The organism is Neotabrizicola shimadae, assembly GCF_019623905.1.
Lineage (GTDB): Bacteria > Pseudomonadota > Alphaproteobacteria > Rhodobacterales > Rhodobacteraceae > Neotabrizicola > Neotabrizicola shimadae.
This window is the reverse complement of sequence record NZ_CP069370.1, coordinates 192,409-215,220: the sequence shown is the minus strand read 5'-3', so window position 1 is coordinate 215,220 and position 22,812 is coordinate 192,409. Positions and strand designations below refer to the sequence as shown.

Genomic DNA, 22,812 nt, shown 5'->3' with positions numbered 1-22,812 from the left:
CCCGCCCAGACCGGCGGGGGTTTTCATTTGCCCCGCCCCCTTGGCGGCGCGAACACAACATCAGCCACCCGCTTCCTGTTTCCCGGCCTCTGGTCCTTCCCCACCGGCGCTGATAGCCCTTTCCCTCGGGAGAGACCGAAATGCCGATGTCCGACAACACCCGCGGCGCGATCTACATGAACATCGCGATGCTGGCTTTCACGCTGAACGACACCTGCATGAAGGCGGTGTCCGAGACGCTCCCCCTGTTCCAGGCCATCGCCCTGCGCGGGGCCTTTTCTACCGCTGCGCTCGCAACACTCGCGGTTGTCACCGGGGCGCTGATGCTGCCGAGGGGCAAGGCGCTTGCCTCGCTCTCGCTACGCACTCTGGCCGAGATCGGCGGAACGGTGTTCTTCCTTGGCGCGCTCACCCAGATGCCGCTGGCCAACCTGTCGGCCATCATGCAGTCCATGCCGCTGGCGGTCACGCTGGCCGCGGCGGTGTTCTTCCGCGAACGGGTCAGCCCGGCTCAGTTGGTGGCTATCCTTGTCGGCATGGGCGGGGTGCTCCTCATCATCCGGCCCGGCACGGCGGGGTTCGACATCTGGGCGGTGATGGGTCTGGCCTCCGTGGCCTGCGTCGTGGTGCGCGACCTGTCGACCCGCGCGATGCCCGCATCCCTTCCGTCTGTCATCGTGGCCGTGTTCGCAGCGGCGGCCGTGGCGCTGACCGGCCTTGGCGTGACGCTTGTGCGCGGATGGCAGCCGGTCAATCTGCACGAAATGGCGCTGGTCGTCGGTGCCGCCGTCTTCCTGGTGATCGGGTATCTGTCAGTGGTCAAGATGATGCGCGTCGGCAGCATCGCCGCCATAGCGCCCTTCCGTTATACGGCGCTTATCTGGGCGTTGCTGCTTGGCTGGATGCTGTTTGGCACCTTCCCGGATCACCTCACCCTCATCGGGGCGGGCATCGTCGTGGCGACCGGGCTCTTCACGCTGTATCATGGGGGACGGCAGGGTCGGATTGCCGCGGTTCCGCCCGAATCCCGCCTGAAGGGTGCCCGGGCAGGCCGCTAGGTCCGAGGCATGAGGAACGCGATGGATCAGGGCAGGAGAGATGTCTCCGGGACCGGACAGTCCCGTGTGTTCCTGCTTGCCGGGCTTTTCCTAGTTGAACTGGCCGTCCTGGCCATCGCTTACCAGTTCTTCGCCAGCATCGAATGTCAGCAGACGGGCTGGTCCGCCGGTTGCACCCTCCTGCGCAGCCTGATGGGACGTGCCATCGTAGTCCTTGCCGCCAGCGGCCTGATCGCTGTCGCCTGGCCCGATGCCCTGCGTCGTTTCCTCGCCGAGGTCGCGGCAGCTCCCCGCCGCACCTGGCCTGCCCTGCTGCATTTCGTCGGCCTCGTGCTGATGTTCATTCCGATCCTGCGAGGCTGGGGCCCGGAGCTTGGCGCCCATTTCGCCTCTGCCCTGCCCTACTGGCTGGCTGGCGCAGCCCTGGCCATGGTCGGCGGCCTCGCCTGGGTGGCCCCTGGCTCTGCCTGGCACCACCTGATCGCCCACAACCGCTATTCCGTCGCCCTCGTCCTTGTGCTCGCCGCCATCCTGCCAGACCTGGCCGAGACGGTTCGGCCGCTGTGGGACTGGACGGCGCTCTCCAGCATCACCTTCGCCGCCGTCGAACACCTGTTGAACCTCATCAGCGACGAGGTCTATTCCGATCCCGCGCTCTACCAGATCGGCATCAACAGCGCGCTTGGCGGCATTGTCGTGCGCATCGGCCAGCCCTGTTCCGGCGTCGAGGGCTTTGCCCTCATCACCGCCTTCGTCGCGCTCTACGGCTACCTCTTCCGCGCCGACCTGCGCTTCCCGCGCTACTGGCTCGTCGTCCTGCCGCTTGGCCTGCTGGCCAGCTGGATCCTCAACGTCCTGCGCATCACGGCGCTGGTCTGGATCGGGGCACGTGTCTCGCCCGACCTGGCGGTCAACGGCTTCCACTCCTATGCCGGCTGGTTCCTCTTTACGCTCCTGACGCTCGCCGTCATCGCCGTGGTGCAGGCGACCCCCTGGCTGCATCGCACCAACGCCATCGCACGTCCTGGCCTGCCCATGCGCCGCGATCCGGTGGCAGCCCAGATCCTGCCCTTCATCGCCATGATGCTGGCCGGCATCCTGACCTCGACCTTCCTGATCGAGCCGGCGCTCGGCTATCCGCTGGTGGCGTTCGTCCTCATCGCAGCGCTCTGGTTCGTCTGGCCCGCCCTGCGGCAACTGCCTCTGTCGCCCGATCCCCTGTCGCTTGCCCTCGGCGGGGTGGTGGGCGCGGCCTGGGTGATCTTCGCCCCGCCCGCAACCGGCACCCTGAACGACAGCCTCGCCACCCTCGGCAGCCTGGGCTTCGCCCTTTGGGTCGCCTTCCGCCTGCTTGGCACCGCTGTCCTTGTGCCGGTGGTCGAGGAACTCTTCTTCCGCGGCTACCTCCTCTCCCGCCTCGATGGCCCCGCCCCCTGGCGCCGCTGGCTGGCGCTCGGGATCACCAGCGCCACCTTCGCCCTGCTGCACGGCCGCTGGTTTGCCGCCGCCGCCGCCGGCCTGGTGTTTGGCCTCCTGGCGCTGCGGCGCGGGCGGGTGACCGATGCCATCCAGGCCCACATGACAGCCAACGCCCTCATCGCCCTTGTCGCACTCGCCCGGTCGGACTGGACGCTGATCTGACCCCCGCAAGGCACAGCGCCCCCCGGACCATGTCCGGGGGGCCATCCTGAGGTCTGAGGGGACAGAGATCACAGGATGAAGTCGTTCAGCGTCAGGTTCACCAGTCCGTTGATCTGCACCACGATGTCGGCGATCCCGTCGCTGTTGGTGTGACCTTCCACAAAGGTCGCGCCGTTCCGCTGCACGAAGGACATCGCCCCCGCTCCGACCCCCGACAGCACCAGCTGGAAGGCCTGGTCGCCGGCCAGCGCGGTGTTCGCGTCGATGGCCGAGAAGTCCAGCAGATCGTCCACCACCGAGAAGTCCAGGATCACATCGTTCCCGCCGATCTGGTTCAGCGAGTCCGCGGTCGAGGTGAAGACGAAGGTATCCGCCCCCAGACCACCGGTCATCTGGTCGGCCCCGGTCCCGCCGATCATCCGGTCGTTGCCGATCTCGCCGAACAGCTGGTCGTTCTCCGACCCGCCAAGCAGGGTATCGTTCCCGCTGCCGCCGGTCAGGAAATCGGCCGAGGACCCGCCATCCAGGCTGTCGTTGCCGTTTCCGCCTTCCGTGGTGTCATTGCCGGACCCGCCAAACAGCGAGTCGTCGCCTTCCAGACCCCGCAGCCGGTCCGAGTCGAGGCCGCCGAACATCTGGTCGTTGCCGTTGTCGCCGTTCATGAAGTCCTGGCCGAAGCCGCCATCCATCACGTCGTTGCCGTCCCCGCCGTTCAGCACGTCGTTGTCGAAGCCGCCCAACATGCTGTCGTTGTCGGCGCCGCCGTACAGCGTGTCAGCGCCGCTGCCGCCGTCCATCGTGTCGAAACCCGTCCCGCCAATCAGCGAGTCCGCCCCGCTGTTGCCGTTCAGGATGTCGCTGCCCAAACCGCCGTCCAGGATGTTCGAACCCGTCGTGCCGGTAATGCGGTCGGCAGCGACCGTGCCCAGCACATGCTCCGCTTCGGCCACCACCCAGGTCGTCGAACCGAAGGCACCCGAGTTCATGTCGATCACGGTGAACGTGCCGGGCAGCTGGAACCGCGACCCCATGTGCGAAAAGTCCAGGGTGTCAAATCCGTCGCCGGTCGAAATCGTGTCGGCGCCCCCGCTGATGAACACACGGTCATTGCCCACACCGGCCGAAATCGCGTCGTTGCCGTCGCCGCCATCCAGCACGTCGTTGCCGTCCGACCCGCTCAGAACGTCGTTCTCGGTGCCGCCGTTCATTGTGTCGTCGCCCGACCCGCCGAACAGGCTGTCCGCGCCGGCCTCGCCCAGGATCGAGTCGTTGCCCGCATCGCCGAAGGCCGTGTCGTTGCCGTTGCCGCCGCGCAGGATGTCGTTGCCATCCGACGCGGACAGGCTGTCATTGCCTTCACCGCCCGAGACCTGGTCGTTGCCCGATCCGCCATAGGCACGGTCATCGCCCAGGCCGCCGTCGATCACGTCATTGCCCGACCCGCCATACAGGCTGTCGTTGCCAGCCTCGCCTCGGATGTTGTCGTTGCCGTTCAGGCCGGCGATCTGGTTGGCATTAGCATCGCCCCGCAGCGCATCCGAGAAGTTCGATCCGGTGATGTTCTCGATGCTGATCAGACGGTCGCCCTGGGCGATGCTGCCGGTCTGGCTGGTGCGGTTCAGGTCGATGTTCACCGCGCCGCCTGCCCGGCTGTACGAGACCGAGTCGATGCCCGATCCGCCGTTCATCGTGTCAGCGCCTTCGCCGGCGTTGAAGATGTCGTTGCCGTCCTCGCCAAGCAGCAGGTCGTTGCCAGACCCGAACACGGCGATGCTTTCGTCGTTGATCACGTCATTGCCGTCGCCACCCGAAACGGTGTCGTCGCCGGCATAGGCGAAGATCGTGTCATTGCCGGTCAGGCCCGAGATCAGGTTGCCGCCAAGGTTCAGCGTGCCATCGGTGACTTCGGCGTCGCTGCCCAGGGTGCCGCGGATTTCGATGAGGGATGCCATTTTCAAGTCTCCATGTTCAGGGTTTGGGAAGGTCCGTCGCCTTCTGTGAAACCCTTTTCGCCCGAACCCGACCGGCCCGCTGTTCCCCAGGGAACACCCCCTTGCGTGGCGGCTGACCCAAGGGCAGTCTCGCGCCATCGGCGGCACGGAGGCGCTTGTGGGCAACAGCCCGGCCCAGCACTTGAAGGCATCGTTCTGGCGGTCCTTCCCGCTGTTCGAGGCGCTGGATGACGCTGCACTGCGTGATCTTGGCACCATTGCGCGCCCCGGCGGCTGGACGGCGGGCGAGACGATCTTCCAGCGCGGCGATACGGGTGACTGGCTTCTTGCCATCGACGACGGCCGCGTCCGCCTGTCCCTGCTCACCCAGGGCGGGAAGGAGCTGACCCTGCGCCACGCGGGGCCGGGCGACACGCTTGGCGAAATGGCGGTCTTCGATCACGAACCGCGCTCGGCCGATGCCGTGGCGCTGGTGCCCACCACGGGCCTTGTGATCCTGGCCGCAGACTTGGCTCGCCTGTCCGACCGTCACCCCCGCCTTCTGCCCTCGATGGCGCGCTATTTCGTGCGCCGCCTGCGCGAAACCACCGAACAACTCGAATCCATCGCGCTCTACCCGCTCGAGGCGCGCATGGCCCGGTTCATTCTGTTCACGCTGCGCCAGTTGAACGGCGACGGTCTGCCGGATGTCGCCAGCCTCAGCCTGCAGATCAGCCAGTCGGAACTGGCCGCCGTGCTTGGTGCCAGCCGGCCAAAGGTGAACCGGGTGATCCAGACGCTGACCGCCGAAGGCGCGCTCACGCGCGACGGCGATACCTGGCGTTGCGATACCACCCGGCTTCTGGCGCTGGCCGAACCCGATGCCGATTGACCCTGCGCCGCTCAGGTGGGGGCTCACGGGGCTGGCGCTGGCCGGGGCGCTCGCGCTCTTGCCGCAGCCGCGCGAGACCCTTCGCGAGGCGGCGCTGGACGAGGCCCTCGCGCTCACCGCCTCCGCGCCGGCCGGCGAGGTCCTCGTCGTGGCCATCGACAGCGAGGCCATCGCGCGCTTTGGTCCCTGGCCCTGGCCCCGGGCGCGTATGGCGCAGGTGGTCGCGCGTCTTGCCGAAGGTGGCCCTGCCGTCCTGGCCGTGGAACCGGTGCTCTCCGGCCCCGACCGTGCCGGGCCGGATCATCTGGCCCGTGCCCTCGCCGGCCTGCCGGGCGAGGCCGGGGCAAGTCGCCTGCCGGATGGCAACATCCCGCTGTCACAGGCCCTTGCCGAGGTTCCTGCCATCCTGGGAGCGTCCCTGTCCGACCTGCCATCGCCGTCGCCCGTTCCTGCGGCAGTCCTGCTGGTGTCTGGCCCGGTCGGTCCGGTCGATCCCTGGCGCGCGGCGGGGCTGGAAGCACCCTTCCCGGTGCTGGCCGACAGGGCAACGCTCGGTGTCGTCTCGCTGAAAGGCGAACAGGGCGGCATTGTCCGCCGCGCGCCGCTGCTCGTCATGGCAGGCGACACCGCCGTGGCAGGCTTCGCCCTCGCCGCCGCGCAGATCCGTCAGGGTGCAACAGCGCTCCGCCTCGGCGACGGCGCTCTCGCGGCGGGAGAGGTCAGGATGCCGCTCGGCCCCACCGCCGATTTCCGCATTCGTCCGACCGATCCGGCGACCTGGCCGCAACGCAGCTTGCCCCTGGGCGCAGTGCTGGACGATCCCGCACTCCTGCAGGGCAAGACCGTGCTCGTGGGCCTCACCGCCCCCGAATTCGCCCTCTTCCGCCCGACCGCTGCCACCCCCGTCGCGCCTTCAGTGCAGGTCCAGGCCGATGCGGTCGAAACGCTCGCCTCCGGCCAGCCCCTGCTGCGGCCCGCCTGGGCCGGCCTGGCCGAGGCAGGCCTCGCCCTCACTCTCGCCGCCGCCGTCCTGACTGCAGCCCTGACACTGCCGATGGCACCGGCCCTCCTTGCCACCCTCGCCGCGACCTTTGCGGCCAGCACCCTGGCCCTGTCGCTCTTCCTCCTGCGCGGCTTCGCCCTCGACCCCGTCGCCCCGGCCCTGACCGTGCTTGTCACCGGCCTCGCGGCCATCGCCGGCGGCATCATCCAGGCCCGCCGCCGCGCCGCCCGCTTGCGCGAACGGTTCGAACGCCACCTCGCCCCCGCCGTCGTCGCCCGCCTCGCCGCCGCGCCCGGACTCGTCCGTCTGCCTGGCGAGCTGCGCGAGGTCACGGCCCTGTTCACCGATCTGGAAGGCTTCACGGCGAAGACCGCCGCGCTGCCGCCCGACCGGCTGATCGCCATCCTCGACCGCTACTTCGATGGCCTCTCCACACTGGTCCACCGCCACGGCGGCATGATCGACAAGTACGTGGGCGACGCAGCGCATGTGCTGTTCAACGCCCCGCTCGACTTGCCCGGCCACCCGCAAAAGGCGCTCGACTGCGCCCGCGCCATCAGCGCCTTCGGCACCGCCTTCGCCGCCGACCCGCAGAACGCGGGCCTCGGCCGCACCCGCATCGGGATCGAGACAGGCCCCGCCGTCGTGGGCGATGTCGGCCAGGGTCAAAAGCTCGACTACACGGCCCATGGCCCCGCCATCAACCTCGCCGCCCGTCTGGAACAGGCCTGCAAGGACCTGGACCGCCCCATCCTCGCAGGCCCAGGGCTCTGCGCCGCCCTGCCATCAGAACCGTGGGAGAACCTCGGCCAACTCCCGCTGAAAGGCTTCGGCCCCGTCGCGATCCACGCGCCCGCGCCCTAGGCGCCCACCAAAGCCAGCGCCGCGTCAATCCGGGCCTGCCCCCAGGGCGCGGGCTCGGTCGGCGGCGCCCCCGGCGCGGCGATGTTGGTGCCCAGCCCCGCGCCCACCGCGACCGTCACGCCGCCCCCGGTCACCTGCACCGTGCCGCGCTCGACGAAGATGCCGAAGACATCCTTGCTCGGCCCCGCAAAGAACCGCGTCCCGCGCACCGCGATCACGCCAAAGACCGACTGCACCTCCACCGGTGTCCTCGGCGCATCCTCGGGCCGGTCGAACAGCATCGCGCCCGACCCCAGCACAAGTTCGCCCCCTGCCTCGGCGGTAAAGCGGTCGATCACCAGATCGGTCTGCGGCCCCATCAGGATGCGCGTCGTCCCGGCCAGCAGCATCGCCAGGCGAGACTCCTGCGCCGTCGCCACATGGTCGCCGATGTAGACCGGCGCATCCGCCGTCAGCCTCCGGTCCGGGTCGGCCCAGGCTCGCCCCTCGGCCCGCTCGACCCGCCCGGCATCAGTGCCGGCATGAAGCGGCAGAGGCAGGCTGGCCAAAAGCCCCGTGCCCAGGATCATCCGTCTGGAAATCGGCGGCATGGAAATCTCCGGTGCGCAATCGCGCCGACGATACCGCGAAACGGCCCGCGAGGCGAGCCTCGCGCAAGCCCCCGCCAGCCGCCTCTACAACCCGCGCTTTTTCGTCTCGGCAGTGATGTCGAACAGGCTCGGCCGCATGGCCCCGCCCTTCTTCAGCTCGCCCAGGATCACCGTGGTCTGGTTTCCCGCGTCATCGGTGATCACCCATTGGCGCAGCTCCACCGGGTCGGCCGTGAACACCAGTTCGATCTGGCCATATTCCGGATGCGCCGGATCCTGTGCCCGTACACGGGTCGTGTTCTCCACCTCGGTATGGCCCACCACCATGCGGGCCTGCCCCAAATCCACTTTGGCCGCCAGGATCAGGCTCAGCGGCGTGCGTGGCAGCGGGTATTGCTCCGGCGGCTGGTTCGATTTCGGGTCAAAGATCGCCACCTGGCCGCCCCCGGCAATCACCAGGCTCTTGTCGGGCGGCGCATATTCGAACCGCGCCCGCCCCGGACGCCGGATCGAAAGCGTCCCGGTCGAAATCGTGCCATCGGCATTGATCTGGGTGAAATCGGTTTCCAACGTGGTCAGCCCGTTCAGATAGGCCGACAGGGTCGAAAGCGGAATCTTCTCGGCCGCGGCCGGCAAGGCCAGGGCAACCAGAAGGGCGGGGGCAAGAAGCAGACGGGTCAGGCGCATGGCCGCAATATAGGCCAGCCCGCCCCCCGGCGCGACCCCGCCCGCGCTCAACAGGCCGAGAGCCGCCACCCGCGCTCCACCCTTGTCATCCATGCCGACCGCTGCAAGACTCCGCGGCGCACAACGCCGCAGGGGCCCCGCCGATGATCGCCGAACGGCCACACTCCCGTCCCCCCGCGCCCGCCCTGCCATGCACGCGCTAGACCCGGAAACCGGGGCCTCCGAAAAGCCCGTTCCAGAATCCCCCGATGCCATCGCCCGGCTCTGCGCCGCGCATCCGGGGTCCACGGGCATGGCGCTCATCTCCTCCGACACGGCCGCCTTCGCCGCGCGCCGAAGTCTCGCGCGCCAAGCCCGCCACAGCCTCGACCTGATGTACTATATCTGGGAAGAAGACCTCACAGGCCGCCTCCTTCTGGGCGAGGTGCTGGCCGCCGCCGACCGCGGGGTGAAGGTGCGCCTCCTCCTCGATGACATCGGCTTCACCAGCCTGGACCGGCTGCTTCAGGCGCTTGACGGCCATCCCAACATCTCGGTCCGGCTGTTCAACCCCACCCGCGCGCCCAAGGGCAGCCTGCGCCGTGGCCTCGAACTGGGCCTGCGCCTGTTCTCCATGACCCGGCGGATGCACAACAAGGCCTGGATAGCCGATGGCGAGGCCGCCGTCCTGGGCGGCCGCAACATAGGCGATGCCTATTTCGGCGCCTCGCGGGCCTCCAACTTCCACGACCTCGATCTCATCGCTCTCGGCCCCGTCGTGGCCGAGGCCGGGGCGCTGTTCCAGGATTTCTGGACAAGCGAGCCCACGCATCCGGTGCGCCCGCCCCTGAACCCGATCCGCCGCAGGCCGATCCTGAATGCCCTGCGCAGCTTCGCGGCCAGCGCCGAGGCGCAAAGCTACCTCGACCGCCTGCCCAGCCTGTCCTGGCCGCCGGTCGAAGGCGCCCTCAACTGGTGCAGCGAGGCGCACCTGGTTGCAGACCCGCCAGAAAAGGCGCTTGGCCGCAAGGGGCAGAACTGGCTGATGGCCAGGCTACTGCCGCAACTCGAAGCCGCCCGCGACCGCATCGCGATCATCTCGCCCTATTTCGTTCCGGGTCAGAACGGCACCCGCCGTCTGTCCGACCTCGCCGAAAGGGGCATCCAGATCAGCGTCCTCACCAATTCTCTTTCTGCCACCGATGTCGCGGCGGTGCATGGTGCCTATGCCCGCTATCGCAAACCGCTCTTGCGGGCCGGCATCCGGCTCTACGAACTGCGCGCCATCGCCCGCCTGCGCCGCCTGTCGCTGCGCGGCCGCACCAATGCCAGCCTGCACACCAAGGCCTTCATCATCGACGGCCAGACCGGCTTTGTCGGATCGCTGAACTTCGATCCTCGCTCGGCCTCGCTCAATACCGAAATGGGCGTTCTCTTCACCGAACCCGGCCTTGTCGCCGGGATCCAGCACATCTTCGCCGCCGAAACCGCACCCGGCATCAGCCACGCGCTCCATCTCGATGACAGGGACCGCATCCTCTGGCATGGCACCAGCGGCACCCCGCATCGCCGCGACCCAGGCGTCTCCCCGGCCCGCCGGGCGCTGTCCTGGTTCATGGGCCGGCTTCCGCTGGAATCCCAGCTTTGACTCAGGCCCCCCTCTCGCCTCAGTCCAGTCCGTAGATGCGCCGCGCGTTGCCCTGTCCGATGGCGTCCTGCTCCGCCGCGCTCAGCCCGGCCAGCAACGCGCGCGTCATGTCGATCCAGGCGGGCAGCCCGACGCCCAGGTTGACCACCGGCCAATCGCCGCCCCAGACAATGCGCTCCGGCCCGAACAGGTCCACCACCCGCTCGACCCAGGGCCGCACCGTCTCCAGGTTGGCGGTGCCGGGGGCGCAATAGGCAGTGATGCCCGAGAGCTTCACATTCACCTGCGGCAGGGCGGCCACCGCCTTCATCCCTTCAGACCAGGCTTCAAAGGCGCCGCCCGCGACGTCGGGCACACCGCAATGGTCCAGAACAAAGGTCTGGTTCGGGCAGGCGCGCACCAGATCCACCGCCAGCGGCAATTGCCCGGCGAGGAAGCAAAGATCGAAGGGCAGGCCCCTCGCGCCGATCTTGCGCAGGTTGCGCCGGAATCCTTCCGCCTGGGATGTGTCGTCCGGCATCACATGCAGGATCCGGCGATAGCCCACGATCTCCAGGTCGTCGCTCTGCTCCAGCCAGGCGTCAAAGCCCTCGTCGGTTTCGGGCCGGATCGAGGCGATCTGACCCATCATCCGCCCGGCCTTCACAAGCTCTGCCACCATCCGCGCCTCGGCCTGGTAATCGGCATCATCCACGCCGGTTTCCATGAAGACCGTGCCCGCCACACCCTTCCCGGCGGTCAGCCGGGCATGGTCGTCCAGCGTAAAATCGCCCTGCAGCGCCTCGATCCCCACGGTCCAGCCATAACCGATGCGGCCCCGGTAGATCAGGTGAAGATGGGTGTCGATCAGGTCCACGTCGCAATCCTTCCCTCGCGCGGTCACCCGTCCGGGTGTCCAAAGGTTAACTGCCCATGAATCCGCGCAGATAACCCATTGAAATCGTTTGCCCCCCGGAAGCGTCCGAGCTCGGACGCCCTCGGACAGCCTACTGGTTGGCCCAGCCCCCGTCGATCACATGGGCGACCCCCGTGGTATAGCCGCTCTCGTCCGAGGCCAGATAGACCACCAGCGCCGCGATCTCCTCCGCCCGCCCGATCCGGCCGATGGGCTGGCGGGCAATGAAGGCCGCCTTCGCCGCCTCATAATCCCCGGTCGCCCGCAGCCTCTCGTCCAGCGAGGGGCTCTCAACCGTGCCGGGGCAGATCGCATTGGCCCGGATTCCCTTTCCCACGAAGTCCGCCGCGATGGCCTTGGTCAGCCCGATCACCCCCGCCTTCGTCGCCCCATAGACGAACCGGTTGGGCGCCGCGATCACGGACGAGGCGACCGAGGCCATGTTGATGATCGACCCGCCCCCCTTCGCGATCATCCCCGGCAGGAACGCCCGGCACATCCGGTACATGGCGGTCATGTTCAGGTCCACCGAGAAGGCCCACTGCTCCTCGTCGCAGTCCAGGATCGTCCCAGCCGCCACGAAGCCCGCGCAGTTGAACAGCACGTCCGGCGCCCCAACCGCCTCGACCGTGGCCGCGATTGCCGCCGGGTCGCGGACGTTCAGCACCCGCGTCTCCACCCCCATCGCCGCCAGCTCCGCCAGCGCCGCCGGGTTCACGTCGGTCGCGAAGACCCGCGCCCCTTCGGCCCGCATCGCCAGCACTGATGCCCGCCCGATCCCCTGTCCCGCCGCCGTCACCAGCGCCGTCTTGCCATCCAGCCGTCCCACGTCCCGTCCTTCTCTGATGTCACACCGGCAGACACGCCGGCCCGATGGGGTCAAAGCTCTTGTAGGTCAGGATGAACTCCCGATGCCCCAGTTCCTCGGATTTCGTCTGCCGCCCGTCCGCCACGTCCAGCACGAGGTCGAAGATCTCCTGCCCGACCTCCTCCAGCGTCGCCTCGCCAGCAAGCACCCGCCCGGCGTTCACGTCCATGTCCTCGGACAGCCGGGCATACATGTGCGGGTTGGCGGCGATCTTGATGACAGGCGCCAATGCCGACCCCACCACGGACCCCCGCCCGGTGACAAAAAGCGTGACATGCGCCCCCGAGGCCATCATCTCCACGATCTCGGCATTGTCCGAGATGTTCGGGAAGCCGAAGCGCACCTCGCCATCGGGCACCACATCCATGAGGTAGAGCCCGCCCTTCGGCGGAATGTCCCCTGGCTTGATGAGCCCTGAGATCGGCGACTGGCCCGATTTCATATAGGCGCCGAGCGACTTCTCCTCGATCGTGGTCAGCCCGCCGTCGGCATTGCCGCTGGCAAAGCTGCCATAGCCGAGTGTGGCATAGTAACGCGCGGCCTTTGCCACGCTGGCGCGGATTTCGCCTGCCAGGGCCGGTGTCGCGGCACGGGCCTCCATGATGCCCTCGCAGCCGATCAGCTCGCCGGTTTCCTCGAAGATGCAGGCCGCGCCAGCGGCTACCAGCTTGTCGAAGGCGATCCCGGCGGCGGGGTTCCCGGTGATGCCCGAGGTCCCGTCCGACCCGCCGCACACTGTGCCGACCACGAGGTCGGAGGCAGACATCGGCTCGGTCGGCGCCGCCGCCAGAGCCGCCGCCTGTGCCCGTACCCAATCGCGCCCGGCCGCGATGGTGGACTTCGTGCCGCCCTCGTTCTGAATCACCAGCACCTTCACTGGTCGACCCGTCGCGGCGACCGCTTTTTCCAGCTGGAAGCGGTTGAAGCTTTCGCAGCCGAGGCTGACCACCAGCACCGCACCCACGTTCGGGTGGGTGCACAGCCGCTCCATCATCTTCTGGGCGTAGGGGTTTGGGAAGCAGCCGGGGAAGCCGATGACATGCGCCTCGTCTTCGCCTGCCGCGATCTGACGGGCGACATGATGGGCGCATTCCACCAGGTAGGCCACCGCCACCACGTTGCGGATGCCCTTGCGTCCGTCAGACCGGAGCCAGCCCCTCATGCCTTGCCCTCCAGCGCGTAGGTCGGTGTGTAGTCGCTGGCCAGGTTGTGCAGATGCACATGGTCGCCCGGCGCGATGGCCCGCGTCGCGCGCCCGATGGGGGCGCCATACTTGATGACCGGCTCGCCTTCGGCCACGGCCACTCGTGCGATCTTGTGCCCCAGGCCGAGCGGTTGCGCAAAGGCCACTGCGGTGCCCGAGACCAGAACGGTCTCGCCCGCCGCGATCTGGTCGCGCAGGACGTAAACAGAATCTCCGGGGTGTAGCAGCAAAAGGCGCGGGTCGGTCGGCATCAGAACTTGCCCCACTTCAGGTAGGCTTCCTGCGGGTCGGTCCCTTCCAGGATCGCCTTGCGCACCAGGCTTTCGGTGTTCATTGCGCCAACGGCGTTTTCGGCCACTTCCGCCACGATTTCTGCTGGGATCACCACCATCCCGTCGCGGTCGCCGTGCAGCCAGTCGCCAGGGCGGATAAGGCAATCGTCCATCAGGATCGGCACATCGGTGCCGGTGGGCAGCCAGCAGCCCACCACGTCACGCGGGGTGTGGAAGGCGCCCCAGCAGGGCAGGCCAAGGCGCAGGATGAAATTCGTGTCGCGCAGGCCGCCGTCGGTGACGACGCCAAGCACGCCCTTGCGGTGCAGCGTCTCGGCCGACAACTCTCCCATCTGCGCAACAAGGTGGTTGTGCGGCTGGCTGATCCAGACATGGCCAGGCTTCGCCTTCGACAGAAGGCCGGTCCAGGCCAGCAGCGTTTCATGCGGGTCGGCAGTTTCGTCGATGCGGCCCTCGACTGTGAAGGCGGGTCCGGTCAGAACGCCTTCGGGGTTCAGGGGGCGAAGGCGGGGCGGCAGGGTGAAGTTGCGCCGCCCCAGGGCGCGCAGCACGTCATGCACGACGCTGGTGTAGCAGGACAGAAGCTGCGCGCGGGCGTCAGTCATTGTGGAAGACCTCTTCCATCATGGCCCACCACTCGCCATCCTTGCGGCTGTCCAACGGCTTCTGGCAGGGCATACAGACCGCCCACCATTCCTGTGTCTTGGGGTCCGCCGCCATCATGGCCTGATCGGCTGCCCAGTCGGTGCCGTGGTATTCGAAATAGGCGAACATCAGGTTCTCGGGTTCTTTCAGAAAGATCGAGTAGTTGCGGATGTTGCACTTTTCGATCATGCGAAGCACGTCTGGCCAGACAGCCGCGTGCAGGCGCTTGTAGGTTTCGATCTTGTCCGGCTGGATGCCGATGATGCTGCCCATGCGTTGCATTTTACTCTCCCATTGCTGAATGGCTGCCTTCGACGGTCTGGCCGCGGATAGCCGCCCAATCCCAATCTATGCCGAGCCCGGGCGCATCTGGTGCATGGGCGAGGCCCCCGCGCAGGTCGAGCCGCGAATGGGTGACCGTATCCAGCTGCGGGATGTACTCCAGCATCCAGCTGTTCGGCACAGCGCAAACGAGGCTGACGTGCAACTCCATCAGGAAATGCGGGCAGACGGCAATGTTCATCGCCTCGGCCATATGAGCGACCTTGAGCCAAGGCGTGATGCCGCCCACGCGGGCCACATCGACCTGGACGATAGAGCAGGCCCCGGCGCGCAGGTAATCGGCGAATTGGCCGGGGGAGTAGAGGCTTTCACCAACTGCGATGGGAACCGGCGATTGCGCGGCCAGACGGGCATGGCCGGACAGGTCGTCGGCGGGCATGGGTTCTTCGAACCAGACGACACCATGGTCGGCCAGCATCCGGGCGCGCAACAGCGCTTCGTGGAAGGCGAAGGACTGGTTGGCATCGACCATCAGGCGGAAGTCGTCGCCCACAGCCGCGCGCACCGCCGCCAGACGCGCGGCATCCTGCGCCAGGGTGGGGCGGCCGACCTTGATCTTGGATCCTGCAAAGCCAAGCGCCTTCACCGCAAGCGCATCCTCGACCAGCGCGGGCGTGTCGATGTGCAGCCAGCCGCCCTCGGTGGAATACAGGGGGATGGCGGGCTTTGCGCCGCCTGCCATGCGCCACAGCGGAAGGCCGGCGCGGCGGCAGCGCAGATCCCAAAGGGCGGTGTCGATGGTGGCCAGAGCCAGCGAGGTGATCGCCCCCACAGCCGTGGCATGGGTGACGAACAGAAGGTCGCGCCAGATACTCTCGATCTCTTCCGCTTCGCGTCCGATCAGGCGGGGGATCAGTGTGTCGCGCAGAAGGGAAATGACGGCAGGCCCGCCGGTGCCAATGGTGTAGCTGTATCCGGTGCCGGTCCCGCCCTCGGCGTCGGTCAGGGTCAGGATCGGGGTCTCCTGGCTGACAAAGCTCTGGATTGCATCGGTACGCTTCACCTTCGGCTGAAGGTCCACCATGCGCAATTCTGCTCGAGCAATTTTCGCCATCAGGATGCCCTCACCGAAAGACCCGTCGCCGCATCGAAAAGATGCGCCCTGTCCAGCGCCAGGCGGAAGGTCAGCCGTTCGCCCGGTTGAACGATGCGGGGGCCGTAAAGCTTGGCCTGGACCTCCTGCCCTGCGAGGCGGGTGTAGATCAGGCTTTCCATCCCAAGGGGCTCGGCCAGATCGACGGTCAGGTCTACCTCTGCCCCCGGTCCGTCCTGACTGAGGCCGTGGCCGACCGGGCTGATGTCGTCGGGCCGGATGCCAAGCTGGACCTTCTGGCCTTCCCTGGCGTGGGCCTTCAGGCGGTCGGGCACAGGGACGGCGGTGCCATCGGCCAGGCGGACCGCGCCGCCCGAGATGGTGGCAGGCAGAAGATTCATCGGCGGTGAGCCGATGAAGGTGGCAACAAAGACGGTGCGCGGGTGGTTGAAGACCTGCATCGGGGTGCCGATCTGCTCGATATGGCCGTCGCGCATGACGACGATGCGGTCTGCAAGCGTCATCGCCTCGACCTGGTCGTGCGTCACGTAGACAACTGTGGTGCGGACCTTCTGGTGCAGCTTCTTGATTTCGGCCCGCATCTGTCCGCGAAGCTTGGCGTCAAGGTTCGACAGCGGCTCGTCGAACAGGAAAGCATCGGGGTGGCGAACGATGGCGCGGCCCATGGCGACGCGCTGGCGCTGGCCGCCGGACAGTTCCGCCGGCGTACGGTCCAGAAGCGGCGTTAGGCCCAGGATTTCGGCCGCCTCGGCCACACGGGCAACTATGGTTGCCGGCGGCTCGCCTGCGATCTTCAACCCGAAGCCCAAGTTGTCGCGCACGTTCATGTGGGGGTAGAGCGCATAGTTCTGGAACACCATCGAGATGTTGCGCTTGCGCGGAGGCAGATCGTTCACCACGCGCCCGCCAATGCGGACGAGCCCGCCCGAGATGTCCTCCAGCCCCGCGATCATGCGCAGGGTGGTGGACTTGCCGCAGCCCGAAGGGCCCACAAGCACCACGAATTCCTCGTGGGCGATGGCCAGGTCAATGCCGTGAACGACCTTCACGGCCCCGTAGCTCTTGACCACCTTCTCCAGCGTGATTTCCGCCATGACTACCCTTTCACGCCGCCGAAGGTCAGCCCGGCGATCAGATGTTTCTGCACGATGAAGGTCAGGACCAATGCCGGGATGATGATGATCACCGCCATGGCGCACATGCCTGCCCAGTCGATGGTGAACTGCGCGGTGAAGTCCAGAAGACCGACCGGCAACGTCTTTGAATCGGTGGAGCGCGTCAGCTGGCTGGCCAGCGCGAATTCGTTCCACGACGTGAGGAAAGCGAAGACCCCCGCGGCAGCGATGCCTGATCGGGCCAGCGGAAACTCGATCTTCCAGAAGGCCTGCCAGCGGGTGCAACCGTCCACCTGCGCCGCCTCGGACAAAGACAGGGGGATCTGGCGAAAGAAGCCGTCGATCAGCCACAGGGTGAAGGGCACGTTCAGGCTGACATAGACAATGATGAGGCCGGCCTTCGTGTCGATCAGGCCCAGTCGGCTCCAGATCATGAACACGGGCAGTGACAGAGCGATGCCGGGCACGGCGCGGAACAGCATGAACCCAAGGAAGAGCGAGCCCTTCCCGCGGAAGCGGTACCGTGCGAAAGCGTAGCCACCCGCCATGCCGATCAGCAATGCGATGACCGTCGAGGTCAGGGCAATGATCAGTGAATTGGCAAAGTAGCTGCCGACCGGGATCGCCACCTGTTCCGTACCCCAGCCGAAGATCTTGCCGAAGTTGTCCAGCGTCAGCGTCTCCGGCACCCAGATTGGTGGCTTGGCCAGGATTTCGCGGTTGGGACGAAAGGCAGACAGCACGACCCAGAGGCCGGGGAGGCACATCAGGATCATCAGAAGGAACGTCAGCATCGTCAGAGCGACCCGTTTCAGCCGCTTCGATGCGGCGCTTTCCACGACTTCGGTCATGTCGCGCCTCCCATGTAGCGACGCGCGGCCACCAGCTTGCGGTAGAAGTGCCAAGTGAACAGGATCGACAGCAACGTCGAGATGAAGGCGATGGCATTGGCCTGGCCCATCTTGGCGTTTTCATAGCCGACGCGGGCGATCACAGTCCAAAGCAGTTCGGTCCGCCCGGCCGGGCCGCCGTCCGTCATCACGGCGACGATGTCATAGGCTCGGGCCACATCCAGCGAACGGATCGCCATGGCGATGTAGGCGAAGGGCATGAGGAAAGGCAGGGTGATGTGACGGAACACCTGCCAAGCGTTGCAGCCATCGACCTTGGCGGCCTCCACTGGGTCGCGCGGCATGGCGAAAAGGCCTGCAAGCAGAAGGATCGCGAAGACAGATGTCGACATCCAGACTTCGGCCAGGGTGATCGAGAACATGGCGAGGCGTGCATCGACCAGCCAGGGTATGGCCTGATCGGTCAAGCCAAGCGATTGCAGAGCGTTGTTCACGATGCCGATGTTGTCGTTGAACAGGAACTTGAACTGGAACCCCACAAGGATCGGCGAAAACATCATGGGAAACATCATGATGGTTCGCAGAGTCCGCTGGCCCCACGTGATGCGGTTGATCAGAAGCGCGATGCCGAGGCCAAGAAGCAGCTCGACGTTCAGCGCGATGGTCAGGAACAGGATGGTCCGGCCGAAGACGATCCAGAAGGCGCTGTCGCTCAGGGCGCGTCGATAGTTTTCCAGCCCGATGAAGCGCCAGAGCGTGGCGGGCTTGGTCAGCTGATAAGGGGTCAGAGACGCCCAGAGAGAGAACACCAATGGCACCGCCACCACGAACAGCATGGTGATCAGCGCGGGCGTGAGGAGCAGGAAGGGCGCGGTTTCGACGCGCCGGGTCCGCAAGGCTCGGATCATCAGGGTCAGTCCCGGAAGGGACCGGCGCGGGGGGGAGCGACCCCGCGCCGGCAGGGCGTCAGTTGTAGCCGGCGTCGTGCATGACGGTCGCGGCTTCGGCCGCGGCGGCATCGAGCGCGGCCTGCGCCGTCATGTCGCCCACGATGGCGGCCTGCAACTTCGGCCAGAGCACGTTCGACACCTCGATCCATTCCGGGATCAGCGGTGGCGTGAAGGCATCCTCGGCCATCGATGTCTGGAAGGTCTTCATCACCTCGGCGTTGAAGGTGTTGCCCGAGGCCTCGAACTCGGCGATGGCGTCGGTCCAAACTTGGCTGCGGGTCGGCAGAAGGCCCTTGCGCGCCTCGACCATCTGGTTGTCGTAGTCGGTCAGGAAGGTGACGAAACTTGCCGCCGCATCCTTGTTGTCACAAGTCTCGGTGATCGAGAAGCTGTGCGAGCCAGACCAGCCAGTGCGCTTGCCCGAAGCGCCCTTGGGCGCGCGGATCAAGCCCACATTGCCCGCGACCTTGGAGTTGGCCGGATCGTTGAAGAAGGCCGACCAGCCGCCCCAGTCCAAGTCCATCGCCACGGTGCCGCTGGCGAAGCCGAGGCCGGTGTCATCCCAGAGGTAGTTGGGCACACCGGCCGGGACGGCCTTGGCATTGTAGAGATCGACGAAAAACTGAAGTGCCGCCACGCCTTCGGGCGAGTTGAAGGTGGGGTTCCACTTGTCGTCGAACATCGCCCCGCCGTTGGCGACCAGAAGCTCGTAGAAGCGCCCGGTAACGGCCTCGTCCTTGCCGACGTACTGGAAGCCGTAGAAATCCGGGGGAGCCGCGAAAAAGATCGCCTGGTCCTTCACCTGGTCCCAGGTTTCGGGCGGGGCGAGGTCATAGCCATACTTCTCCTTGAAGGCCGCCTGCTTGGCCGGGTCTTCGTAGAGCGATTTCTGGTAGAACAGGTTCGACACGTCCGAATGGCGCGGAAGTTGCACAAGGCGGCCATTCACCGTGCCGTGCTGAATCACCAGCGGCACGAATTCGGCGATGACCTCGGGTTTGATCAGCCCATTCAGATCGGCATAGATGTCGCCGTACTGCGGGGCAAACGACGTGTGGTTCGAGCCCACGCACCAGTCCAGCGTCCCGGCCGCGATGTCCTGCTTGATCTCGCGGTCCAGCTCGAAGTGGTTCTTCCGGCTGAGGATCTCCACCTTGGCGCCGGTTGCCGCTTCCCATTTCGGGATCTCGGCATAGAGCGGTTCGTACTGGGCGCCGCCAATCAGCTTCACGCGCAGCGTATATCCGGGGAAGTCGCCCCAGGTTTCGTCCGCCAGGACTGGCGCAGCCAGCGCGGTCAAGGCGGTGCCGAGCACGAGTCTCTTGATGACCTTCATTCCTTTTCCTCCCTCTGGAGCCGCCTTTTCGTGACGGCCGTTTCTCTCAGCTCGCGATGCTTCGCGACCTGCCTTCCCCATCGGCAGGGGCCACTGCCCCGAGGCCGAATTCCTTGATGATCTGCCCGCGGTCAGCACCCAGATCCGGCGCCGCCCGGCGGCTGGTCAAAGTTGCGCCGTCCAAACGGATGGGTCCCCGTAACGTATCGAGGCTGATGCCAGCGCTCTCGATGTGCTGAACCATGCCAAGACGACGGAATGCCTCGGAGGCGAAAAGCTGAGGCCAGTCCAGCACTTCGGCGCACCAGATGTCGGCTGGTTGCAGGATCGCCAGCCAGTGTGCGGTCGGTTGACCAGCAAGCGCCTGGGCAAGGATCGCCTTGATCGCATCCCGGTCGCGCATCGCGGCACTCTTGTCTGCGTACCAGCCTTCCAGGCCCGATACGCCCAGAAGCATCGCGAGCCGCTCCAACGAGGGTGTCATCGCCAGGGCAAGCCAGCCGTCTGCCGTGCGATAGACGCCATAAGGCGCCCCAAGATAGGCGTGCGCCCCGTTCACGGCCGATCGCTGCGGCAGCCGACCGCCGTCGTTCAGATGGGTCGTCAGTACCTCGAACTGGAAGTCGAGCAGCGCCTCGAGAAGCGAGGTCTGAACATGTGCGCCCTTGCCCGTCCGCCCCTTTCGGACCAGCGCCGCCAGGATGCCCTGTGCCAGGGCGTTGCCCGCCAGCATGTCAGCCGCCGCAAGGCCCATGGGCGTGGGCGGATCGCCCGCGCTGCCGGTCAGCCACAGGAGGCCCGAGCGCGCCTGAGCAAGCAAGTCCTGGCCGGGCAGGTCGACCCATGGGCCGTCCTCCCCGAAGCCCGAGATCGATCCATAGACGATGCCGGAGTTGATGGCGCGGCAGGCTTCGTAGCCGAAGCCTTGCCGCTCGATCACGCCGGGGCGGAAGTTCTGCATCACGACGTCGGCCTGCGAGATCAACTGGCGGAGCATCTCGCGGTCGCCATCGTCACGCAGGTCGGCGGTGAAGCTTTCCTTGTTGCGGTTGATTGCATGGAACAGGCTGTTCGTGCCGCCAATCTCGGTATCGGACAGGTAGAGGGTACGGCAGAGGTCACCCTGACCGGGCCGTTCGATCTTGATCACACGCGCGCCAAGATCGGCCAGCTTCAGGGCGCAGAGCGGACCCGACAGGAACTGGCTGAAGTCAATGACAAGAATGCCTTCCAGCGGTAGCGTCATGCGCGGCTCCTCCGGTAGGCGGCGTCAAGCGCATCGACCGTGGCGGGAACGGTCGCCTCGCCCAGCAAGCAAGCGTGGACGATCTCGCCAGCTTGGTCCTGCAACGCCAAGTAGCCATCAAAGCGTGGGCGCAACCAAGAAGATTGAAGCGTGGACCGGGTATTGCGGAAGAAGTCGTCGGTTAGCACGTTGCAGGCATCATCTTCCCAGGCCGCGGCATGGCCGGGCTGGCCGCCACTGGCTGTGTAAAGGCCCTTCTGGCACTCTGCCCCGGCGATCCAGAAGGCATAGTCCACCGCAATCTCGCGATGCTTGGTGAAGGCCGAGACGGCAATGCCGGTACCACCAAGGACGGTGCCCCTCGGTGTGTCCGCGTCGATGCCGGGCGCATCGCGAAAGGACAGCGGGAACGGGCAGAAGCCTGCGCGGGAATAGTTGGTATAGCCATAGCCGAAGGGCGAGTAGGCGGGACCATCCGCGTGGTTGCCCATCCAGTCATAGATGCCGATCGGGTCCAGCGTCAGGCAGCGCGGGTCCATCAGCGCGACGATCTCGCGCATGAGGTCCAGGACGCGGGCGGCATGATGGGCCACCATCAGGCGATCCGGTTCTTCGGCTACCGGATAATCCAGGTTGCGTGCCATGCCAAAGAAGGTCATCAGCGCGTTGATCGGGATCAGTGCAAAGGCCACCTGGCCCACCCGCGCAAGCGCCAGAACCTCGCTCCAGCGCCGAGGTGCACGATCCAGCCTGTCCGGTCGCAGGCAGGCGACCGGCGTTGCCGCGTCTATGGGAAGCGCCCATTGCCGGCCCTCGAACTCGTACGACGGATGGGACAGGCCAACCGAACCTGCGGCGATTGCAGCCATTTCCGCATCGCGCAATCCGTCCAGCACAAGAAGATTTCCCTGCTTCGCGACCTCTCCCACGTGAGGGTGGTCGATGACCATGAGATCGTAGGTCTCTGCCATTTCCGAGATGGGCCGGTCAGCAAAAGCCTGCAGGGTACGCTTCTCCCAGGTGATGGTCACACCGGGATGCGTCTCTGCATAGGCGGCCGATGTCGCCACCATGGGGTCGAAGCCGCGGGCATGGGCCCATGTCATGCCGCGTAGCTTCACATCAGCCATGCGCCGCCACCTTGCGCGCGGCCTTCTCCGCCAACTTCGCACGCGCTTCCTCCGCAAAGGGCGAAGGATCGCGGTAAAGCGCGGTCAGGATGTGTTCGGCGTAAAGCGCCAGCTCGCCCTCGCCCTTGTAGACCGAATAGGACACGCGCAGCTTGCCCATCCGGGTGTCGTGCACCTCTTTCCCAAGGTTTTCGCGGATCGTGTAGATTGTGTCGCCGATGAACACAGGCCGGATGAAGCGCAGCCTGTCGTATCCATAACTGAACGAGTTCAGGCAGTTCGTCGCACACAGGCCAAGACCAAGCGAAAACACGAAGGCGCCAGCTACCAGTCTGCGACCGAAGACACCCTCTTCGACCGCGAAGCGCTCGTCACTCACATAGGGGTGGTGGTCCATGACCAGACTGTTGAACTGCATCGACTCGCCCTCGGAGATTGTCCGACGGACCGAGCGGATGCGGTCGCCGATCCTGAAGTCCTCGAAGTACCAGTCTTCGGCATTCCACACCGGCACCGCAGCATGGTCGGCCGGAAGCCCCGGCAACCCTCTTGCATGAACCCCGATCTCGGCCATTGCGCTTCCCCCTCAC

Annotated in this window: 22 protein-coding genes; 5 read left to right on the top strand and 17 right to left on the bottom strand. The window is 66.5% G+C overall.

The features are described from left to right. Positions 1-140 precede the first annotated feature (140 nt). On the top strand, positions 141-1,058 hold the full coding sequence (locus JO391_RS01055; protein WP_220662371.1) for a DMT family transporter: 918 nt from the start codon (positions 141-143) through the stop codon (positions 1,056-1,058). A 66-nt stretch (positions 1,059-1,124) separates the two neighbouring features. Next, entirely contained in the window at positions 1,125-2,699 is a 1,575-nt protein-coding gene (gene xrtE / locus JO391_RS01050; RefSeq protein WP_220662370.1) for an exosortase E/protease, VPEID-CTERM system, read from the top strand. 68 nt (positions 2,700-2,767) lie between these two features. Here the strand turns inward: xrtE and JO391_RS01045 are convergent, their stop codons facing one another. Then, complete coding sequence (locus JO391_RS01045) at positions 2,768-4,651, bottom strand: calcium-binding protein (RefSeq protein ID WP_220662369.1); 1,884 nt, start codon at positions 4,649-4,651, stop codon at positions 2,768-2,770. Between the two features lie 157 nt (positions 4,652-4,808). Here JO391_RS01045 and JO391_RS01040 point away from each other — a divergent pair, with 157 nt between their 5' ends. Both JO391_RS01040 and JO391_RS01035 read left to right on the top strand, forming a co-directional pair. Beyond that, positions 4,809-5,522 (top strand): Crp/Fnr family transcriptional regulator, encoded by a 714-nt coding sequence (locus JO391_RS01040; RefSeq protein ID WP_259444781.1) that lies wholly within the window; start codon positions 4,809-4,811, stop codon positions 5,520-5,522. Further along, positions 5,512-7,389 carry an adenylate/guanylate cyclase domain-containing protein gene (locus JO391_RS01035; RefSeq protein WP_220662368.1) on the top strand — a complete coding sequence of 626 codons (1,878 nt, stop codon included), beginning with the start codon at positions 5,512-5,514 and terminating at the stop codon, positions 7,387-7,389. The genes JO391_RS01040 and JO391_RS01035 overlap by 11 nt, the downstream gene beginning before the upstream one ends. Here JO391_RS01035 and JO391_RS01030 read toward each other — a convergent pair. Together JO391_RS01030 and JO391_RS01025 are read right to left on the bottom strand one after the other, a co-directional pair. After that, positions 7,386-7,979 (bottom strand): FecR domain-containing protein, encoded by a 594-nt coding sequence (locus JO391_RS01030; RefSeq protein WP_220662367.1) that lies wholly within the window; start codon positions 7,977-7,979, stop codon positions 7,386-7,388. The two genes, JO391_RS01035 and JO391_RS01030, sit on opposite strands and share 4 nt — an antisense overlap. A gap of 84 nt (positions 7,980-8,063) precedes the next feature. Continuing rightward, the gene (locus JO391_RS01025) at positions 8,064-8,666 is read right to left on the bottom strand and encodes a LolA family protein (RefSeq protein ID WP_220664392.1); all 603 of its coding nucleotides are present in this window, start codon (positions 8,664-8,666) and stop codon (positions 8,064-8,066) included. 190 nt (positions 8,667-8,856) lie between these two features. Between JO391_RS01025 and JO391_RS01020 the strand changes: the two genes are divergently transcribed. Next, the gene (locus JO391_RS01020) at positions 8,857-10,293 is read left to right on the top strand and encodes a phospholipase D-like domain-containing protein (protein WP_220662366.1); all 1,437 of its coding nucleotides are present in this window, start codon (positions 8,857-8,859) and stop codon (positions 10,291-10,293) included. 19 nt (positions 10,294-10,312) lie between these two features. Here JO391_RS01020 and JO391_RS01015 read toward each other — a convergent pair whose 3' ends face one another. The 14 genes from JO391_RS01015 to JO391_RS00950 form a co-directional block, all read right to left on the bottom strand. Beyond that, positions 10,313-11,149 carry an amidohydrolase family protein gene (locus JO391_RS01015; RefSeq protein ID WP_220662365.1) on the bottom strand — a complete coding sequence of 279 codons (837 nt, stop codon included), beginning with the start codon at positions 11,147-11,149 and terminating at the stop codon, positions 10,313-10,315. A gap of 130 nt (positions 11,150-11,279) precedes the next feature. Further along, on the bottom strand, positions 11,280-12,017 hold the full coding sequence (locus JO391_RS01010) for an SDR family oxidoreductase (protein WP_220662364.1): 738 nt from the start codon (positions 12,015-12,017) through the stop codon (positions 11,280-11,282). Positions 12,018-12,036: 19 nt separating this feature from the next. Continuing rightward, the gene (locus JO391_RS01005) at positions 12,037-13,218 is read right to left on the bottom strand and encodes a UxaA family hydrolase (protein WP_220662363.1); all 1,182 of its coding nucleotides are present in this window, start codon (positions 13,216-13,218) and stop codon (positions 12,037-12,039) included. After that, positions 13,215-13,511: a UxaA family hydrolase gene (locus JO391_RS01000; protein WP_220662362.1), complete on the bottom strand. Its 297-nt coding sequence runs from the start codon at positions 13,509-13,511 to the stop codon at positions 13,215-13,217. Before JO391_RS01000 ends, JO391_RS01005 begins: the two co-directional genes overlap by 4 nt. Continuing rightward, positions 13,511-14,158, bottom strand: coding sequence for an RraA family protein (locus tag JO391_RS00995; protein ID WP_220662361.1), 648 nt, complete (start codon positions 14,156-14,158; stop codon positions 13,511-13,513). The genes JO391_RS01000 and JO391_RS00995 overlap by 1 nt, the downstream gene beginning before the upstream one ends. After that, the gene (locus tag JO391_RS00990; protein WP_220662360.1) at positions 14,151-14,480 is read right to left on the bottom strand and encodes an L-rhamnose mutarotase; all 330 of its coding nucleotides are present in this window, start codon (positions 14,478-14,480) and stop codon (positions 14,151-14,153) included. The genes JO391_RS00995 and JO391_RS00990 overlap by 8 nt, the downstream gene beginning before the upstream one ends. 1 nt (position 14,481) lies before the next feature. Further along, positions 14,482-15,594 carry a mandelate racemase/muconate lactonizing enzyme family protein gene (locus JO391_RS00985; protein ID WP_220662359.1) on the bottom strand — a complete coding sequence of 371 codons (1,113 nt, stop codon included), beginning with the start codon at positions 15,592-15,594 and terminating at the stop codon, positions 14,482-14,484. Then, positions 15,594-16,688, bottom strand: coding sequence for an ABC transporter ATP-binding protein (locus JO391_RS00980; protein WP_220662358.1), 1,095 nt, complete (start codon positions 16,686-16,688; stop codon positions 15,594-15,596). Before JO391_RS00980 ends, JO391_RS00985 begins: the two co-directional genes overlap by 1 nt. Before the next feature lie 2 nt (positions 16,689-16,690). Beyond that, entirely contained in the window at positions 16,691-17,560 is an 870-nt protein-coding gene (locus JO391_RS00975) for a carbohydrate ABC transporter permease (RefSeq protein WP_220662357.1), read from the bottom strand. Continuing rightward, positions 17,557-18,468 carry a carbohydrate ABC transporter permease gene (locus tag JO391_RS00970; RefSeq protein WP_220662356.1) on the bottom strand — a complete coding sequence of 304 codons (912 nt, stop codon included), beginning with the start codon at positions 18,466-18,468 and terminating at the stop codon, positions 17,557-17,559. Before JO391_RS00970 ends, JO391_RS00975 begins: the two co-directional genes overlap by 4 nt. A 58-nt stretch (positions 18,469-18,526) precedes the next feature. Continuing rightward, positions 18,527-19,846, bottom strand: a complete 1,320-nt coding sequence (locus tag JO391_RS00965; protein ID WP_220662355.1) for an extracellular solute-binding protein — start codon at positions 19,844-19,846, stop codon at positions 18,527-18,529. Positions 19,847-19,892: 46 nt separating this feature from the next. Continuing rightward, a complete protein-coding gene (locus JO391_RS00960; RefSeq protein WP_220662354.1) occupies positions 19,893-21,092 on the bottom strand; it encodes a CaiB/BaiF CoA transferase family protein in 1,200 nt (399 codons plus the stop codon). Next, positions 21,089-22,222, bottom strand: a complete 1,134-nt coding sequence (locus JO391_RS00955) for an extracellular solute-binding protein (RefSeq protein ID WP_220662353.1) — start codon at positions 22,220-22,222, stop codon at positions 21,089-21,091. Before JO391_RS00955 ends, JO391_RS00960 begins: the two co-directional genes overlap by 4 nt. Further along, positions 22,215-22,796 carry a MaoC family dehydratase gene (locus tag JO391_RS00950; RefSeq protein ID WP_220662352.1) on the bottom strand — a complete coding sequence of 194 codons (582 nt, stop codon included), beginning with the start codon at positions 22,794-22,796 and terminating at the stop codon, positions 22,215-22,217. Before JO391_RS00950 ends, JO391_RS00955 begins: the two co-directional genes overlap by 8 nt. Between the last annotated feature and the right edge of the window lie 16 nt (positions 22,797-22,812).

Bases quoted from the DNA above. Each gene is read 5' to 3' on its own strand.
- JO391_RS01005 (WP_220662363.1), bottom strand. From the start codon at position 13,218: ATGAGGGGCTGGCTCCGGTCTGACGGACGCAAGGGCATCCGCAACGTG.
- JO391_RS01030 (WP_220662367.1), bottom strand. From the start codon at position 7,979: ATGCCGCCGATTTCCAGACGGATGATCCTGGGCACGGGGCTTTTGGCC.
- JO391_RS00965 (WP_220662355.1), bottom strand. From the start codon at position 19,846: ATGAAGGTCATCAAGAGACTCGTGCTCGGCACCGCCTTGACCGCGCTG.
- JO391_RS00960 (WP_220662354.1), bottom strand. From the start codon at position 21,092: ATGACGCTACCGCTGGAAGGCATTCTTGTCATTGACTTCAGCCAGTTC.
- JO391_RS01000 (WP_220662362.1), bottom strand. From the start codon at position 13,511: ATGCCGACCGACCCGCGCCTTTTGCTGCTACACCCCGGAGATTCTGTT.
- JO391_RS00980 (WP_220662358.1), bottom strand. From the start codon at position 16,688: ATGGCGGAAATCACGCTGGAGAAGGTGGTCAAGAGCTACGGGGCCGTG.
- JO391_RS01035 (WP_220662368.1), top strand. From the start codon at position 5,512: ATGCCGATTGACCCTGCGCCGCTCAGGTGGGGGCTCACGGGGCTGGCG.
- JO391_RS01020 (WP_220662366.1), top strand. From the start codon at position 8,857: ATGCACGCGCTAGACCCGGAAACCGGGGCCTCCGAAAAGCCCGTTCCA.
- JO391_RS00985 (WP_220662359.1), bottom strand. From the start codon at position 15,594: ATGGCGAAAATTGCTCGAGCAGAATTGCGCATGGTGGACCTTCAGCCG.
- JO391_RS00990 (WP_220662360.1), bottom strand. From the start codon at position 14,480: ATGCAACGCATGGGCAGCATCATCGGCATCCAGCCGGACAAGATCGAA.
- JO391_RS00975 (WP_220662357.1), bottom strand. From the start codon at position 17,560: ATGACCGAAGTCGTGGAAAGCGCCGCATCGAAGCGGCTGAAACGGGTC.
- JO391_RS01025 (WP_220664392.1), bottom strand. From the start codon at position 8,666: ATGCGCCTGACCCGTCTGCTTCTTGCCCCCGCCCTTCTGGTTGCCCTG.
- JO391_RS00995 (WP_220662361.1), bottom strand. From the start codon at position 14,158: ATGACTGACGCCCGCGCGCAGCTTCTGTCCTGCTACACCAGCGTCGTG.
- JO391_RS00970 (WP_220662356.1), bottom strand. From the start codon at position 18,468: ATGATCCGAGCCTTGCGGACCCGGCGCGTCGAAACCGCGCCCTTCCTG.
- JO391_RS01055 (WP_220662371.1), top strand. From the start codon at position 141: ATGCCGATGTCCGACAACACCCGCGGCGCGATCTACATGAACATCGCG.
- JO391_RS01045 (WP_220662369.1), bottom strand. From the start codon at position 4,651: ATGGCATCCCTCATCGAAATCCGCGGCACCCTGGGCAGCGACGCCGAA.
- JO391_RS00955 (WP_220662353.1), bottom strand. From the start codon at position 22,222: ATGGCTGATGTGAAGCTACGCGGCATGACATGGGCCCATGCCCGCGGC.
- JO391_RS00950 (WP_220662352.1), bottom strand. From the start codon at position 22,796: ATGGCCGAGATCGGGGTTCATGCAAGAGGGTTGCCGGGGCTTCCGGCC.